The 16,659-nt window shown below is 35.1% G+C and carries 20 protein-coding genes, 1 pseudogene and 1 riboswitch; of the genes and pseudogenes, 3 read left to right on the top strand and 18 right to left on the bottom strand.

Annotation, left to right across the window (positions count from 1 at the left end; all coding sequences use genetic code 11):
- Window positions 1–417: 417 nt before the first annotated feature.
- The gene (gene efp / locus APS80_RS05670) at window positions 418–975 is read right to left on the bottom strand and encodes an elongation factor P (protein WP_059107305.1); all 558 of its coding nucleotides are present in this window, start codon (window positions 973–975) and stop codon (window positions 418–420) included.
- A gap of 29 nt (window positions 976–1,004) precedes the next feature.
- Window positions 1,005–2,063, bottom strand: a complete 1,059-nt coding sequence (locus tag APS80_RS05665; RefSeq protein ID WP_059107304.1) for a M24 family metallopeptidase — start codon at window positions 2,061–2,063, stop codon at window positions 1,005–1,007.
- A gap of 105 nt (window positions 2,064–2,168) precedes the next feature.
- On the opposite strand from APS80_RS05665, the gene APS80_RS05660 reads away from it, so the two are divergent.
- Window positions 2,169–2,750, top strand: a complete 582-nt coding sequence (locus APS80_RS05660) for a hypothetical protein (protein WP_059107303.1) — start codon at window positions 2,169–2,171, stop codon at window positions 2,748–2,750.
- Between the two features lie 30 nt (window positions 2,751–2,780).
- Entirely contained in the window at window positions 2,781–3,002 is a 222-nt protein-coding gene (locus APS80_RS05655) for an SA1362 family protein (RefSeq protein WP_059107302.1), read from the top strand.
- Window positions 3,003–3,062: 60 nt separating this feature from the next.
- On the opposite strand, the gene APS80_RS05650 is transcribed toward APS80_RS05655, so the two are convergent.
- Window positions 3,063–3,893 carry a lipoate--protein ligase family protein gene (locus tag APS80_RS05650; protein ID WP_059107301.1) on the bottom strand — a complete coding sequence of 277 codons (831 nt, stop codon included), beginning with the start codon at window positions 3,891–3,893 and terminating at the stop codon, window positions 3,063–3,065.
- A gap of 161 nt (window positions 3,894–4,054) precedes the next feature.
- Here APS80_RS05650 and APS80_RS05645 point away from each other — a divergent pair, with 161 nt between their 5' ends.
- Window positions 4,055–4,438, top strand: a complete 384-nt coding sequence (locus APS80_RS05645) for a rhodanese-like domain-containing protein (RefSeq protein WP_059107300.1) — start codon at window positions 4,055–4,057, stop codon at window positions 4,436–4,438.
- A 211-nt stretch (window positions 4,439–4,649) separates the two neighbouring features.
- Here APS80_RS05645 and gcvPB read toward each other — a convergent pair whose 3' ends face one another.
- From gcvPB to APS80_RS05570, 15 genes and pseudogenes are all read right to left on the bottom strand, one after another.
- Window positions 4,650–6,125, bottom strand: coding sequence for an aminomethyl-transferring glycine dehydrogenase subunit GcvPB (gene gcvPB, locus APS80_RS05640; RefSeq protein WP_059107299.1), 1,476 nt, complete (start codon window positions 6,123–6,125; stop codon window positions 4,650–4,652).
- Window positions 6,112–7,464: an aminomethyl-transferring glycine dehydrogenase subunit GcvPA gene (gene gcvPA / locus APS80_RS05635; protein ID WP_059107298.1), complete on the bottom strand. Its 1,353-nt coding sequence runs from the start codon at window positions 7,462–7,464 to the stop codon at window positions 6,112–6,114. The genes gcvPB and gcvPA overlap by 14 nt, the downstream gene beginning before the upstream one ends.
- 19 nt (window positions 7,465–7,483) lie before the next feature.
- Window positions 7,484–8,575, bottom strand: coding sequence for a glycine cleavage system aminomethyltransferase GcvT (gcvT, locus tag APS80_RS05630; RefSeq protein ID WP_059107297.1), 1,092 nt, complete (start codon window positions 8,573–8,575; stop codon window positions 7,484–7,486).
- A gap of 75 nt (window positions 8,576–8,650) precedes the next feature.
- Window positions 8,651–8,759, bottom strand: a riboswitch (glycine riboswitch).
- Window positions 8,756–9,313 (bottom strand): shikimate kinase, encoded by a 558-nt coding sequence (locus APS80_RS05625; protein ID WP_373364595.1) that lies wholly within the window; start codon window positions 9,311–9,313, stop codon window positions 8,756–8,758. (Overlaps the previous riboswitch by 4 nt.)
- 122 nt (window positions 9,314–9,435) lie before the next feature.
- Window positions 9,436–9,777: a ComGF family competence protein gene (locus APS80_RS10600; protein WP_258026033.1), complete on the bottom strand. Its 342-nt coding sequence runs from the start codon at window positions 9,775–9,777 to the stop codon at window positions 9,436–9,438.
- Window positions 9,778–9,852: 75 nt separating this feature from the next.
- On the bottom strand, window positions 9,853–10,146 hold the full coding sequence (locus APS80_RS05615; protein WP_059107294.1) for a hypothetical protein: 294 nt from the start codon (window positions 10,144–10,146) through the stop codon (window positions 9,853–9,855).
- Entirely contained in the window at window positions 10,133–10,570 is a 438-nt protein-coding gene (comGD, locus tag APS80_RS05610; RefSeq protein WP_059107293.1) for a competence type IV pilus minor pilin ComGD, read from the bottom strand. The genes APS80_RS05615 and comGD overlap by 14 nt, the downstream gene beginning before the upstream one ends.
- A complete protein-coding gene (gene comGC, locus APS80_RS05605) occupies window positions 10,560–10,871 on the bottom strand; it encodes a competence type IV pilus major pilin ComGC (RefSeq protein WP_267952013.1) in 312 nt (103 codons plus the stop codon). Before comGC ends, comGD begins: the two co-directional genes overlap by 11 nt.
- A gap of 83 nt (window positions 10,872–10,954) precedes the next feature.
- Window positions 10,955–12,028, bottom strand: coding sequence for a competence type IV pilus assembly protein ComGB (comGB, locus tag APS80_RS05600; RefSeq protein ID WP_059107292.1), 1,074 nt, complete (start codon window positions 12,026–12,028; stop codon window positions 10,955–10,957).
- A pseudogene (gene comGA, locus APS80_RS05595) lies at window positions 12,000–12,974 on the bottom strand (competence type IV pilus ATPase ComGA). Before comGA ends, comGB begins: the two are co-directional and overlap by 29 nt.
- 102 nt (window positions 12,975–13,076) lie before the next feature.
- Window positions 13,077–13,697: an MBL fold metallo-hydrolase gene (locus APS80_RS05590; protein ID WP_059107291.1), complete on the bottom strand. Its 621-nt coding sequence runs from the start codon at window positions 13,695–13,697 to the stop codon at window positions 13,077–13,079.
- Window positions 13,698–13,712: 15 nt separating this feature from the next.
- Window positions 13,713–14,024 (bottom strand): MTH1187 family thiamine-binding protein, encoded by a 312-nt coding sequence (locus APS80_RS05585; protein WP_059107290.1) that lies wholly within the window; start codon window positions 14,022–14,024, stop codon window positions 13,713–13,715.
- Complete coding sequence (locus APS80_RS05580) at window positions 14,024–15,010, bottom strand: ROK family glucokinase (RefSeq protein WP_059107289.1); 987 nt, start codon at window positions 15,008–15,010, stop codon at window positions 14,024–14,026. The genes APS80_RS05585 and APS80_RS05580 overlap by 1 nt, the downstream gene beginning before the upstream one ends.
- On the bottom strand, window positions 15,011–15,211 hold the full coding sequence (locus APS80_RS05575; protein ID WP_059107288.1) for a YqgQ family protein: 201 nt from the start codon (window positions 15,209–15,211) through the stop codon (window positions 15,011–15,013).
- Window positions 15,208–16,653, bottom strand: coding sequence for a rhomboid family intramembrane serine protease (locus APS80_RS05570; protein WP_059107287.1), 1,446 nt, complete (start codon window positions 16,651–16,653; stop codon window positions 15,208–15,210). The genes APS80_RS05575 and APS80_RS05570 overlap by 4 nt, the downstream gene beginning before the upstream one ends.
- Window positions 16,654–16,659 lie beyond the last annotated feature (6 nt).

Genomic DNA, 16,659 nt, shown 5'->3' with positions numbered 1-16,659 from the left:
TTCATCTATCTATTTTATTTTACTTGACTATAATATTCAATTCAAGCATACATATACGCGTCTTTAAGTCGATAAGTGCTGTAATGAAAAAAGCGGGAAAGAAATCTTAAATAATTAAGTAACAACGCGTTCCATTCAACAAGTTTACACATGCGCTTATTGAATGAGCTATGAAGCGTTTGGTGTGGAAAAATCATCTAATTAATCCTACTTATAAACGCTTGCTAAGCTCTCGATGTTGACTTAAGCTCTTACATTATCTTTTACAAATGTAAGCATTTAGATTCCATATTCCCGCTCCATGAAAAGATTTAGCCACACTGTTCAATTTACTTACGCAAATCAAACTGCGCTATCATATATTTGATCACAAGTGCTAAATCCATTCATGTGCCTTCATTTTATAATTTGAGTGAATTAAGATCTTGAGATATAACTACCATCACTTGTGTTAATGACAAGTACATCGCCTTCGTTGACGAATAGAGGTACGTTGAGTTCATATCCAGTTTCAACTGTTGCAGATTTAGTCGCACCTGTAGCTGTATTACCTTTGATACCTGGTTCAGTTTCTGTTACTTCTAACTCAACCGTTTTAGGTAATTCAATACCGATTGTTTCGCCTTCATAACTTTGAATTTGAACTTCCATGTTTGCTTTAAGGAATTTCAATTCGTCAGTTAATTGGTCAGCTGGTAATTCAGTTTGTTCGAATGTTTCATTATCCATGAACACATGCATATCACCATCGGCATATAAGTATTGCATACGACGATTTTCAATCATCGCTTGTTCTACTTTTTCACCAGCTCTGAATGTTTTTTCTTGAATTGCCCCAGTTCTTAAGTTTTTTAATTTAGAACGGACAAAGGCAGACCCTTTTCCTGGTTTTACGTGTTGGAAATCAATGACTTTCCAAATACCATTGTCTACAGAAATTGTTAAACCTGTTTTAAAATCATTAACCGAAATCATTCAGTTTTCCTCCTCAATTTTACGCTATATTATAAAATAATAAGGTCTTTTGTAGATTTAGTAAAGCGCTGACACCCATTTTCTGTGATGAGAATGTCATCTTCAATTCGAACGCCGCCTAAACCTTCAACATAAATGCCAGGTTCAATTGTAACACATTGATTGACATTTAATGTAGCATCACTATTTTTGGAAATGGTTGGGCCTTCATGAACATCAAGCCCTATACCGTGACCTAATGAGTGACCAAACGCATCACCATATCCTTTTTCAGCGATATAGTCTCGCGCTACAGCATCTAAATCTTTACCTGTGATGCCTGGTTTAGCAGCTTCAATTCCTTTTTTATTCGCTTCTAGTACAATGTTATAAATATCAACTAATTTTTGATCTGGTTGACCAACAGCGAATGTACGGGTCATATCTGAAGCATATCCTTTATAGTAAGCGCCAAAATCAAGTGTGACTAGATCACCATTTTCAATTGCTTTATCACTAGCCACACCGTGTGGTAACGCACCACGCTGACCAGAGGCAACGATCGTTGTGAAAGAAGTGCCTTCTGCACCGAGTTCAAGCATTTTACTTTCTAATTTTGCTTTCACTTGTTGTTCTGTCATACCCGCTTTAACGACTGTCAAAATATATTCGTAAGCTTCATCAGCAATATCAGCTGCTTGTTGAATGAGTTCAATTTCATCTTCATCTTTCACTTCTCTAATTTTCTCAATTAATCCAGAGATACTTTGAAGTGTATACTGGCCTTTATCGAGTTGTGTGAATTGATCGTAACTGATTAGATCCCCTTCAAAACCTACCTTTTCAGCATTAACTGATTCTAATTGCTGCACGATTGCGTCGATCAAATTACCTTGTTGATTAACGATTTCAAATTCTGTGGCTTCATTTGTGGCTTGTTCTATGTATCTGAAATCTGTTAATAAGTATTGTTCAGATGTTGTGATTACCAGGGCACCGCTAGTTCCTGAAAATTTTGATAAATAACGGCGATTATAATCTGATAACACCACAATTGCGTCTAGTTGTTCATCCTGTAAGTTATTTTTTAATGTCTGTAATCGAGTCATCCCCTCATCCTCCTATACAATAAATTTGTACAATCTTTATATATACATTAAAATGATAGCATAATTAACATATACATGAATAGTTAAAAAATTAGGAGTTAGGAAATGAAAAAGAAATTAGTGACAATCGTATCATTGTCCGTTTTGCTTGTGGGCTGTGGTAGTCAAGATTTAGGACCACTCGAAGATAAAACAACAAAGTTACGCGATGACAATCATCAACTAAAAATAGACATTCAGGAACTCAACCACTCTATCAATAATGAAAAAAGTAAGATAAACAGTCTAAAAAAAGATAAAGCAAATATGTCTAAAGCGAAAAGCAATAATAAAAAAGCGAAAAATTTAGAAGCGACATCAAATTATTATAGTGATATCAATCAAGCGATTAGTAAGTATAATCGTATCGAGGAAGAAATTTCTCAAAATAAAGGTAAAGAAAACATTAAGAAAAAATTAGATGATATTCAACGTGATATTGATGAAGCTTATGATAAATATACGGAAGATATCGACACCTCAGGTAAAACATCAGGCGAAGTGAAAGACAAAGCGAAAAGTATTAAAAAAATAAACAAAAAACTAAGTTCATCTCTCACAGATATTAGTGAAGGATATGCTTCAAAAGATAAAGATAAAATCAAAGATGGACAAAGTGATTTAGCGTCTATTAATTTAAATCAATAGCGCGTTTCAACCATGCTTGGGAGGGTTAACATGTTAAAAAAAGGGTTGTTCTACTTCATATTGATTGTAGCTGCCATCGGTTTAATTATGAATTTAGACCATTTTATTTTTGGCTTACTCAATATGTTCATTAGTTTAGTCATCATTGGGGTTATTCTGTACCTCATCTACTATTTCTTTTTCCTTACAGAAGATCAACGTAAATACAAAAAAGCAAAACGCAAATATAGAAAACAACATCGACGCCGCTAATATAAATATGAAAAGAGCCGGAATTGACTAGTAAAAAGTCTTCCGGCTAATTTTTTGCTCTTATTTTCTATAATTCCATTCGTCAGATTTAAATTTTTCAATCAACGTATTCACTTCATTTTGCTGTGCAGTGGTTAATTCTAATGGTGTAAATTCAAGATCAAGTGCTTTTTGGAAACCAGCTGCGAACGCTTCTTCCATCTCGTTGATTGTGATGTGTCTATCAGCTATATCGTTGATCGCGACTGCTTTATCCATAAATGACGTTTTCATTTTATCTCGTAAACGATCATGTTTAAATTTAAACATATCAAAGAGGTCATCAACATCTACGTCCTGTAACAAAGAACCATGTTGTAGTATGACGCCTTTTTGTCTCACTTGCGCACTTCCTGCAATTTTTCGGCCTTCTACCACAAGTTCATACCAACTCGGCGCATCAAAACACACGGCACTATGAGGTTGTTTCAACAGCTCTCGTTCTTCTTTCGTATGCGGAATCGCAAAATAAGCATCGAATCCTAAATGTTTAAACCCTTCTAATAGCCCTTCTGAGATGACTCGATATGCTGCAGTCACCGTCGAAGGCATACGTGGATGTGATTCAGGTACAATCACACTGTATGTTAATTCTTTATCGTGTAAGACGCCTCTACCGCCCGTCTGACGTCTTACTAATCCATATCCTTTTTCTTTTACTTTATCTACGTCAATATCACGATGAATGCGTTGGAAATAGCCAATAGATAATGTCGCTGGATCCCATGTGTAAAAACGGATCACAGGTGCTATTTCACCTCTTGAAACAAAATTAAGTAACGCTTCATCCATCGCCATGTTATAATATGGATCATTACTACCCGTATTGATAAAATTCCAAGTTTCAGTCATTTTAAAATCTCCCCACACTTTTGTCTCTACAAATCAAAAACAAATTAAGTGAATTTAATCACAAATAGTTGCATACCCCTAGAAGAATGACAGATATACTTTGATAAATTACGCTATCAGCCTTATAATATATAATATCGTTTAATTAGGGAGGATGCAAGATGAGTAGTTTGTGGATAATTGTTATATTATTAGTCATCGTCGTTGGATATATGATTTTCAACGCCATTATAAACAAAAGATCAGTTGAAGAATTAAATCAATATGAATTCCATCAAGGGATGAGAAAAGCCCAAGTAATAGATGTCAGAGAAAAAGTTGATTATGACTATGGACATATCAATGGTGCAAGAAATATCCCAATTACGATGTTTAAACAAAGATATCAAGGTTTAAGAAAAGACCAACCCGTTTATCTTTGTGATGCAAATGGTATAGCCAGTTACCGTGCTGCCCGTATTTTGAAGAAAAACGGTTATAAAGATATCTACATGTTAAAAGGCGGATATAAAAAATGGACTGGTAAAATTAAATCTAAAAAATAATATAATGAGCTATAAAGGCTGGAACATGATATTGTTCCAGCCTTTATTTTTGTGACCTCTTTTGCCCTATGATATATAAAAAGGACTAGCAAAGACATGGAATGCCTCTACTAGTCCGCTAGTGAATAAAACAGTGCTTAATATCTCAAGTGTTATGCAACGTATGAACAATCGTGCACATACGTATCAGATGCATTGTTTTAACTGTATACTATTTTTCAGATTTTAACCCTTCAAATTTTAATACAGGTTTACGTGCTGCTTTAGTTTCATCTAAACGATCAATGATAGTTGTATGTGGTGCTTCTAACACTTTATCAGGATCGTTTTCAGCTTCATCCGCGATTTGAAGCATAGTGTCGCAGAAATAATCTAATGTTTCTTTAGATTCAGTTTCTGTTGGTTCGATCATCATTGCTTCATCCACTATTAATGGAAAGTAGTTAGTTGGCGGATGAATACCAAAGTCTAATAAGCGTTTCGCAATATCCATTGTACGCACACCGTGTTCTTTTTGTTTAGAACCACTTAATACGAATTCGTGTTTACAGTATTGATCATATGGAATTTCGAAACGATCTTTCAAGCGTGCTTTAATATAGTTTGCATTAAGTACTGCTGATTCAGAAACTTCGCGTAAACCAACGTTACCCATAGAACGGATGTACGTATAAGCACGTAGGTAAATACCAAAGTTACCATAGAATGGTTTCACACGGCCGATAGAGTTTTCAATGTCGTTATCGTATTTGTAAGTATCATTTTCTTTAACGACCATTGGTTTTGGTAAGAAGCTAGCAAGTTCTTTTTTAACACCTACTGGACCAGCACCTGGACCACCGCCACCGTGTGGGCCTGTGAATGTTTTATGCAAGTTTAAGTGCACTGCATCGAATCCCATGTCACCAGGACGTACTTTATCCATAATCGCGTTTAAGTTTGCGCCATCGTAGTAAAGTAAGCCGCCTGCTTCGTGGACGATTTCACGAATATCCATGATATTTTTCTCGAAAATACCTAGTGTATTCGGATTAGTTAACATGATTGCTGCAGTATTTTCATTTACTACACGTTTTAAGTCTTCGATATCAACTTCACCGCGTTCATTTGATTTAACCGTAACGGCTTTAAATCCTGAGAATGCAGCTGAAGCTGGGTTAGTACCGTGTGCAGAGTCAGGTACGATAACTTCATCACGGTGACCTTCACCATTATGTTGATGGTAAGCTTTGAAAATCATTAATGAAGTCCATTCACCATGCGCACCTGCAGCTGGTTGTAATGTAATTTCATCCATACCAGTAATTTCTTTAAGTTCTTCTTGTAAGCTATAAATGATTTCAAGTGAACCTTGAACTTGTGATTCATCTTGTAATGGATGTGCTTCAGAAAATCCTGGAATACGTGCCACTTTTTCATTGATTTTAGGATTGTATTTCATCGTACAAGAACCAAGTGGATAGAAACCAGAATCTACACCAAAGTTTTTATTAGATAATTCAGTATAGTGACGTACTAAATCTAATTCTGCAACTTCTGGGAATTCTGCTTTTTTGCTTCTTACAAATTTAGAATCTAATAATTTGTCAACTGCGCCATTGTCGATTTCTCTTTTCGGTAAAGAATACGCAAATCTGCCTACTTTTGAGCGTTCGAAAATTAATGGACTAGATTTACTTACTACCATTAAGCTCACCTGCTTTCTCAACAAATGTATCAATTTCATCTTTAGTTCTCAATTCCGTAACTGCAACTAACATATGATTATCAAATTGTTCTGACACTTCGCTTAAATCAAAGCCACCGATCATACCTTCTTTGATTAATGCATCGTTAACTTCTTTGACAGGTTTATCAAATTTAACAACGAATTCATTAAATGAAGTACCGTTATCAACTTCGAAACCTGCTTCTTTAAATTGTGATTTTGCATAGTTTGCATTTTCGAAATTTTGAACTGCACTTTCGTAAACACCTTGTTTACCTAATGCAGACATACAAATTGAAGATGCTAAAGCGTTGAGTGCTTGGTTAGAACAAATATTAGAAGTCGCTTTTTCACGACGAATATGTTGTTCACGAGCTTGTAATGTTAATACGAAACCGCGATTTCCATCGTCATCTTCAGTTTGTCCAACTAATCTACCTGGAACTTTACGCATTAATTTTTTAGTTGTAGCAAAGAAACCACAGTGTGGACCACCGAATTGTGTTGGAATACCGAATGGTTGAGTATCGCCGACAACAATATCTGCACCAAAGCTACCTGGAGGAGTTAATAATCCAAGTGCTAATGGATTAGCATAAACGATGAATAATGCTTTTTTATCTTCAATAAATGAATGGATTTTTTCAAGATCTTCAATTGAGCCGTAGAAGTTAGGATATTGAACTGCTACTGCAGCTGTATCATCATCGACAGCTTCTTCTAATTTTTCAAGATCAGTAATTGTACCATCTAAGTCTACTTCTATTACTTCATAGTTGTCTCTCACTTTTGAGTAAGTGTCGAGTACTTGAAGTGCTTGGTAATGCACACCTTTAGATACTACAATTTTATTTTTCTTAGTTTGAGCAAATGCTAAGATACAAGCTTCTGCAAAACTTGTCATACCGTCGTACATAGATGAATTTGCTATATCCATGTCTGTTAACTCACAAATAAGTGTTTGGAATTCAAAGATTGCTTGTAATTCCCCTTGTGAAATTTCAGGTTGGTATGGTGTATAAGCAGTATAAAACTCAGAACGAGAAATCAATGAATCTACTAACGCAGGCGCATAATGATCATAAACACCAGCACCTAAGAAAGAAGCATGTGTTTCTTTTGTTACGTTTTTACTAGCAACTTGTGATAAGCGTCTGAATAAAGTGTTTTCTGCTTCACCATCTGCAATATCTAATTCTCTGTTAAGTAAAATATCTTTGGGTACATCTCCATACAATTCATCTATAGAATCTGCACCAATTGTTTGTAACATTTCTTCTCTGTCTTTATCGGTTAATGGAATATAACGATGACTCAAAATGTACACCCCTTTTCAATTATTTGCTAATTTGGTTTTTCTTAACAATTTTCCCTTTAACTTGTCTTTTTCTAACTTGAACTAGAATTTCTTTACCTAATTCAAATTCACTGCGTTTGATGATTGCTAAGGCGATAGATTTACCAGTTAATGGTGATTGAGTACCAGAAGTAACTTCACCAATTTCATTACCATCTAAATCTAATACTTTGTAACCAGTACGAGGAATACCTTTGTCAATCATTTCTAGACCAACTGTTCTGTATTCAGAACCATTTTCTTTTTGGTCTTTCAATACTGATTTACCGATGAAGTCGTCATCAATTAATGGTTTAGCAGCAAATGCAATACCACCTTCATATGGTGTGATTGATTCGCTTAAATCTTGACCATGTAATGGTAAACCTGCTTCTAAACGTAATGTATCACGAGCACCGAGACCACAAGGTGTCACATCATGTTCTAAAAGACCGTCCCAAATAGCTACAGTATCGTTTGAATCACAGTAAATTTCGAAACCATCTTCGCCAGTATATCCTGATTGTGAAAGAATGACTTTTTTATCAAAAATTGTTACATCTAATTTGAAATCAAATGGTTGCATTTCTGATACATCTACATCAACGAGTTCAGCAACTAAATCACGTGCTTTAGGTCCTTGTACTGCAAGTTGACCGTATTGATCTGAGACATTTGTTACTTCTGCGTCGAAATCGTCTGAATGAGATTTCATCCAATCAAAGTCTTTGTCTGTGTTTGCAGCGTTTACAACGAGTACATAGGTTTCGTCATCAAGTTGATAAGTGATTAAATCATCAATAACACCACCTTTTTCATTACATAGAGCGGTATATTGAGCTTTGCCTACAGCGACTTTACTTGTATCGTTAGAAAGTAAGTACTGTACTAATTTACTTGCTTCTGGTCCTTTAATTTGTACTTCACCCATATGGCTTACATCAAAAAGTCCAATGTTGTTACGAACGGCATTGTGTTCGTCTTTAATAGTTGTAAATTGAACAGGCATTGCCCATCCACCAAATTCTACGATTTTAGCGCCACTATCTACATATTTTTGATAAAGTGGTGTTTGCTTTAATTCACTAGACATTTAGAAACCCCCTAATTTTGTTTAAAATCAAAAGAGAGGATAGTATTTCTTCCCAGTTTCAATCACTCCAAGGAGCGTTACGACATCGTCCTTCTGCCTGAGAGTTTCGACGCTATGCCTTGCACCTTCGGCGATAGTTAAGAGATCAATGCATCGCTCAACTATGCTCTCCGATATCGATCATTCGCAATCTAACAATTGAAAAATTTCTTCACTTAAAACTTCAACTGTTTGAATACTATTCACCTTTTTGAATGCGATTTCATTATATCTTGAAACCCGTTTCGAATACAAGTTTTTTAATTCGACAAAAGATTTATTCTTGGCATTAGGTCTATTTTTATCATTTTTAATTCTTGAAAAAATTGTATCGAAATCACAATCAACCCAAATGACGCCTTTTGCGTTGCGTAATAACGCTAAAGAAGGTGCGTATTCTATAATGCCTCCACCGGTCGCTATGATGTCATAAGTAGACATTGTTTCCTGTAAGGCTTCGTACTCCAATTCGCGGAATGCTGCTTCTCCTTTATTTTCGAAAATTTCAGGAATGTTCTGTGACGTTTTATTAACAATATAATCGTCTAAATCGACAAAAGTAAGGGATTTTTGATTCGCAATATATTTTCCAAGGGTGCTTTTACCGGTACCCATAAAACCAACTAAAATAAGTGAGGGATTACTCATCTTGATTATTTCTATCTCCTTTTTTAATATGCGTTTCAATTTGTTTATCATAATAAGATTCTATATGATGTAGCGTTGTTAGTTTCAACGTATATTGTAGAGTATAAAATGAAATTAGCGAAAAATACAACATAACCATAGAGGCGATAAAAGGAGATATAAACGCATCTATTTTATAAGTAAATCGTTTTTGAATATGAACCACCTTTTTCTATAAGCGTCACTCTGATGACGATTAATTTACCATCTCGTGATACGTTAAACGCATTGATACGATTGAGTAGAGTAATGTTGCCATCGTTATTAACCATTTTAATGATTTTCTTATTTTTAAAAGTATACTTCACAGTATCTTTCTGCTTCTTGAACACTAAGGTGTGTCCCTTGTCTTTAATTTCTACTGTTTTATTATCCGCTTCGAGTAAATCAGCCGTTACATCTCTGGCAAAGAACGCTAAATCAATTTCTGCATGACTATTTAAACGTGTGTTAAAAAAGCAGTGCTCTGAATTAATGGTGGGACTATAGTGAGAATCAAGCTCGTTACGAAAAGAGCTAACAGTAATTCAATGTACGTAAAACCTGGAGATCTAAGGTTTTGTACAATACTTTTGATTTTGAGAGAGATGTTTGATGCAATAACGCTTATTGCTTTTGTAAACGTCGTATAAATCATAACGGATGCCTTTCTGTAACTCTTTTTCTGAATATCGATCTAACGAAGCTAACAAGATTCGCTTCATTTCGATATCATTTGTTTTAGCGTGAAACGTTTGATTCAGTTGTAAAATAAATGGTAGTAGCACAATACATATCAAAGCAATCATACTAAAGGAAATCAAAGCATCTAACAAGAATGATCCTGCCGCTTCAAACTTTTTCATAACGGAGTCTTCCTTTTTCAATATAAAAAATGATGCGATACTGTCGATCATGAAACGATAAGTACAAAGAACCAAATTGATTGATATGGCCCATTTTGTCAAAGCTAATATAGCGTACGTTAGTTTTAGGATTGATATGTCCTTTATTTAACGAAATAGGCGCTACTTTCTTCCCATCTTGTTGCTTGATTTGAATATGTCCTTTCCCTTTTAGAAACAGTAAAATAATCGTCTGCTCTTCTTTAATCGCTTTCGCTTTATAGTAATTAAATTGTGAAATTAACCGGTTAAGCGTGTATTCATCTGACGCATAGACCTCTTTCTGCCAAGGAGCAGACATTTGTATGATGAGAAGGATACTTATAATAGATAATACAAAGAGCATTTCAATATAGGTGAATGCGGGAACTTGCTTAAGTAGCATGCGCTTCCCCGTTTTGAATAGCAATCACGGCACCTGATTTACATCTCTTTTGATTTTCTTTAATAAAACCATCTTGCACTAAATCATCAATTGTATTCGGTTTTCTATCATGTTTTAGCGTATATGCTTCAATTTGACTGTTCACCATTTTCAGTTGTGCATCACAACCTTTAGCTTGTATGTTTTCAGATTGTTTCGCGATGTTCGGGATTATGAGGATGAGCAAAATACTAATAATCAATAATACAAGTAACATTTCGATCAACGTAAAAGCTTTTTGTCTGAGTTTTTTTATATTCAATTGAATCACCTAAGCGCATCAATACGCTTCCTTTCTAATTCGTTTTATATAATCATTTTTAGTGTCTGGGTGGGAACACTTCATCATTTAATCGTTTGCATCAAATCAAACATAGGTAACATAATTACGAGATAAAGTGAGCTAATTAAAAATGCAAGTAACGAAAATATAATCGGTTGTATAAATTTAATTTGTTTTAAAAGCTTACGCTCAATTTGTTCAATGACAATCGCGCTATATAGCTGTAATTCCACATCTAATTTTCCTTTCTTTTCACCCTGTTCAATAAACGATAATAATTCAGGCTGAAAGCACCCCACTTCTCTTAAAATATCCGACAACTGTAAGCCTTTTTCTGTGCCTAATTTAATCTGCGAAGCCAAATAAGTTAAGTAACGATCTTCAGTCTGTGATTCGTAAATATCAACAATATGACTGAGCGTAACGCCATTGTTATAAAACAACGCAAATTCAGAAGCGAGTCGATACGTTTTGAAAAATTTATAGTAACTGGCGATAAGTGGGAGCCGCTTCGCAAAGATAATCTTCTGGGGTGGTGACAATTTTTTATAATGCCAACGTAGTAGATAAAAAAGGAAAAGGATGAAAATAAATATGAAGCATATCGCAGAAGGAAGATGTACTATAAATTGTGTGAGGTAATGTTGTAACGGAGATAATTGAACATCCATCGTTTCATAGAGGTTTTGAAATTCGGGGATAATCGTTTGATTGAGGACGATTAACATCACTGAGAATATCGTGATGAGTACGATAGGATATTGAATCGTTTTAATTAATGATCGCTTTGCTTTGAGGTGTCGGGTCATAAAATTAATCGCATGAGGGATGCATTCTTGTAACTGGCTAAACAGTTCAGCAAAGTAGATTAACATGATAACAGTTCGAGGAAAGTTGAGGAGTTTAAGAACTTGATGACAGCTAGCGCCACTATTGAGTGCTTCTATAATGGCTTGGTTTTCCGAAGCATGGCGTAAGTCGATTTGAGTGAGCAAAAAAGAAAATGATTCTGTTAACGTAAAACCGTTAGCGAGTAAATCGCTCAATCGCCGTAACAATGCAATTTGTGATGCACTTGAGAGCACGCGCTTTCGTTTAAATTTGATATTATGTGTATTTATTCGCAACTTCTTCACAAATCACACCTGCTTTAGTTAATTCTTGAATCATATAAGACAATGTCTGATATTGCTTTGGTAAATGCTTCTCATGATCAAAGAAATAGTTAATATCATCCTTCTTCATAATCTCGCAAACAAGTCTTAATTCATCTTCATTGTCTTTAATTAAACGTTGATTACTGATACAAAGAATGGCTTGTTTCATTTCTTGTTCTGTGACACCCATTTCTTGCAATCTTAAAATCACGCCCTTACAATCTTCTGCATGTATCGTTGAGAGCACGAGATGGCCACTTAAACTTGCTTGTAATACCTGTTTTGCTATAGAGGCATCTCTGATTTCTCCTACAAGAATAATATCTGGATCGCAACGTAGAATGGCTTTTAAAGAGGATGCATAATCAATCCCTGCTTTCGTGTTGACTGATATTTGCGTAATGCCTTGTAAAAGACGCTCTACTGGGTCTTCAATCGCTATAATATTTAAATTCAGTTTGTCTTTTGCATAAGCTACCATTTGATACATCAGCGTACTTTTGCCTGAGCCTGTAGGACCACTAAATAGAATGAGACCTTATTTCTTATTCATATGGTGATATAAATCAGTCATGTCTTCGTTTTGTGTTTGTGATTGAAAGTATTGCGGAATGACACGAATCACACAGCTCTCAATTCCTAATGCTAATGGCAAGGTTGAGACTCGCAAGTAATATAGTGTTTGGTGTTTAAACAAATAACGGCCACTCTGCGCTTTATTATGTGTAGATACATCTAATCCAGCTAAGTATTTCATATACGTGAGTAATTTGATGTAGTTTTGACGTTGTATGATGTCATAGTCTACTAGATCCCCTTTAACACGAAACTTGATATGAGTCTCCGTACCTGCTGGAATAAAGTGGATGTCCGAAACCTTTTGTATGATTGCTTTTTTCATCAGTTGTTCGAATAATATCTTCAAAAAATCACCTCCTACATGTATACACGTGGGAGGTGACCTTTTTACTCTTATTAAGTTAATGATTTTGATACAAAACTGTGATTCGTTTATAACCTGAATCAATTAAAATAAAAATGGATTATCGTGTTCATTTTCAATCGTCGTACTTGGGCCATGACCAGGATATAGTGGTTTCGTTTCTTCTAAATTGAATATTTTATCCATGATAGAATCAATCAGAGTTTCGAAATCACCCTGATAAAGATCTGTTCGACCGATACCACCATTGAACAGTGTATCACCTACGACTGCAAAATCATCAAATACAAATGTCAAACTACCAGGGGAATGTCCTGGTGTGTGTAACACTTCAATATCAAAATTATCAATGGATAACCGCCCTTCTTCAAGCGATTGTGGTGTCACATGACTCGTTACACGAGGTAAACCGTACTGTTTAAATTTTTCAGAACCATTTTTATCTGCATCTGTTAAAAATTCAAATTCAATCGGTGACATATATACGGGCACATCATATGTATTTACAATGTCATCTAATGCCCCGATATGATCAAAATGTGCATGGGTCAACAAAATAGCCTTTAACGGCTTATTGATTTCATTAAGCCGTTCGATAATGCGCTGACTCTCATCTGAAGGATCAATTAAAATCACAGCTTCATCATTTTCCACAAAATAAGTATTTGTTGCGACTAACCCTAAAGTTAAATGTGATATTTGCATAACTCATCTCTCACTTTAATCTAAGTGTTTTTGTACAGAAGCCAATTTATCGTTCATTTTACGTGTTTTATCACGTCTGTCATCGATTCTGATATTGGTACATACGCGATCTAAACCTTTGTTGAATGGAAGTTCATGAATAGCTTGGATCACTTCGAATAAATCTTTTAAGTCACCTTCAATTAATGTGTTCATTGGTGTGAGTTGATAATCAATTTTACCTTCTTGTTTGAATGATTCTAATTTCGTTTGGATTTCTGCGATATATTTACTCACACTTGGGCCTTCAGTTCCTACTGGTATTACGACTACATCGACAATTGCCATTATTTAACGCCTTCCTTTTCTATAATATAAGTATAAATAAGTCCTGCCGCTCCTGTGATACCTGCATCATTACCGAGTTCTGCTTGTACAATTTCAGTACCTTCTTGAGCAGGTTTAAACGTGTAATGACGGTAAGTCGTTTTAATATTTTCAATCAATATCAAGCCTGCTGTAGACATGCCGCCTCCAAGCACGATGTATTTCGGATTACTCGTCACACTCACAATGCTACAGAGATAAGCAATGTAATTCGCTACACGTTCAGTGATGAAGATACAAAACGGGTCGCCTTCTTTTGCTGCATCGAACACTGCTTTGGCTGTAACCTGGTTATTTTTAATTAAATGAAGGATGGAAGATCTGAATGTTAATTTAGGATAATAGAAATGAACTAAATTAACGACACCTGTAGCAGATGCGACCGTCTCAATACATCCTGATTTACCACAGTTACATTGGAAACGTTGATCTATATCGACCAAAATATGGCCAAGTTCAGCGCCTGCACCGTTATGTCCATGGACAATTTCGCCATTAGAAATGACACCGCCACCTAAGCCAGTGCCGAGTGTAATGGCAACAACATCATCTGCACCTTGACCAGCGCCCTTATGTTTTTCTCCTAGTGCTGCGACATTCGCATCATTATCTACATAAATAGGACAGTCAATAAATTGTTTGAAAATGTCTCTTACATTGACTTTGTCATTCCAATATAGATTGACGGCTCCGTGAACGACACCCGTTTCAAAATCAACAGGACCTGGGACGCCAATACCGACGCCAATGACCTCTTCTACCGTATAGTTTAATGTATTCAATTTACTTTTAAAAGCTTCATAGATATCTTTCAATAATTTGACACCAGTTGGATCTGTTACATCTGTGTCGATAGACCATTTTTCAATGCGCTCTAATGCTTGATCAAAGATCCCTAATTTACAGGTTGTGCCACCGATATCGGCTGCTAAAATTATCTGCTTCATTCATCCATTCATCCTTCTTCGTTTAATTATCATTTTACTTTTTAAATATTGATCTTTCGTAATCAACTCATACTCATATAAATTATTTATTTCTTGTTCCATCATCTCGAGTCTATCTTGTTCATCTTTAAAATAAATAATAAATCCAAATTGTTTTAACAGTTGTTGTACATCATATAATGTTTCGATTTGTTGTCTCACTGATCATCCAGCTCGTTTTTCAAATTTTTATAAGCTTCGCTATTCGGATTAATCTCCACCGCTTTTTTAATATATTTTTTGGCCTTTTTTTCATCATCAAGTGAACGGTTGGCAATCGCTAATTGATAATTTAACAATCCGCTATTAGGAAAGTTTTTAAGACCACGTTCCCATTGGGCCATCGCTTCTGCTTTAGAGCTTTTTGTGGCTGTAATCATCCCTGCTAAATAGTAGGTCTCATCATCTGCATAGCCTTTATTAATTGTATGATCAACGATGTCTTGTGCTTCTTTATAATCTGTGTCATAAAGTTCATTTTTAATCATAGTGTTATAGATGTTCTCTTCATCAATCGTATAAATTCTTACAATCGCTAAAATTAATAATATCGCAGCCACAATGATGCTAATCCAAAAGATATTTCGATTCTTGTTGAAATAATATGGAATAATGACTGTAAAGATACCGCCGATAAAGCCACCTACGTGTGCCACAATATTAATATTAGGCATGAATAGTGATAATCCGATAAGTACGACTAATGCAATCAGTAATTCTCCAATCGCTTTTCGATTAAATTGTTTACTGAGGAAAATGATTGTTACAATCGCACCAATTAAACCAAAGATAGCGCCACTTGCGCCTGCTGATACCGTTGAGAGGTTGAACGATAATGACGCAAAGTTACCTACGATACCAGATATAAGGTATAGCACTAACATACGCCAGTGACCTATAAGAGATTCAACAATTTTACCAAATAAGAATAAACTCAACATATTCATTAAAAGATGTTCAAACCCAAAATGTAGGAACATGGAAGAAATTAGGCGATACCATTCACCATGAACAAAGTTAAAATGAACTAAACCACCTACATCCAGTAATTTAATATCTGAGAAATGATTTAAAAATAACACCATTGCTAACCATATCACTACATTGATCGCTATCAGTGCATAGGTAACAGGCGCAAATTTTAATAAATGTTTCTCTACTGGATTGTTATTAAGCATCCGCTTCTTATAGTGGTGTGTCGTCTTTTTATCATCATTTAATTTATTAATTTGTCGTGTGAAAAAGTTAGGCATGTTTTTAGCCATAGCTGCTTCATCATGAATCATATGAAATTTTAAATCAATCGGACGTTTTTCATCTAAATTATCATTGCTGAGTTCGTATTCAGTGAAAAGATAGTATTGATAAGTTTTAGGTGAAAACCCTAAATGTGTTTCTATATCCGCTTGATGTTCGATAAGTCGGCTTTTTAAAAAGCGTGTTTCTTGGCTTGTATTGACACCATATTTAAAAATGGCCACATCTTTTTTTAACTTATTCGCCAGCCAAACTTCTTGCTGTTCTTGGCTGAGATAGACAACTTGATAATCGTTGTAACTAACCCATAAGTATATACATTTCCAGTATTGCTTTTCAGTAATCATGTTGGC

This window comes from Staphylococcus auricularis, from assembly GCF_001500315.1.
Classification (GTDB): Bacteria; Bacillota; Bacilli; order Staphylococcales; family Staphylococcaceae; genus Staphylococcus; species Staphylococcus auricularis.
This window is presented reverse-complemented; position numbering and strand designations above follow the sequence as displayed.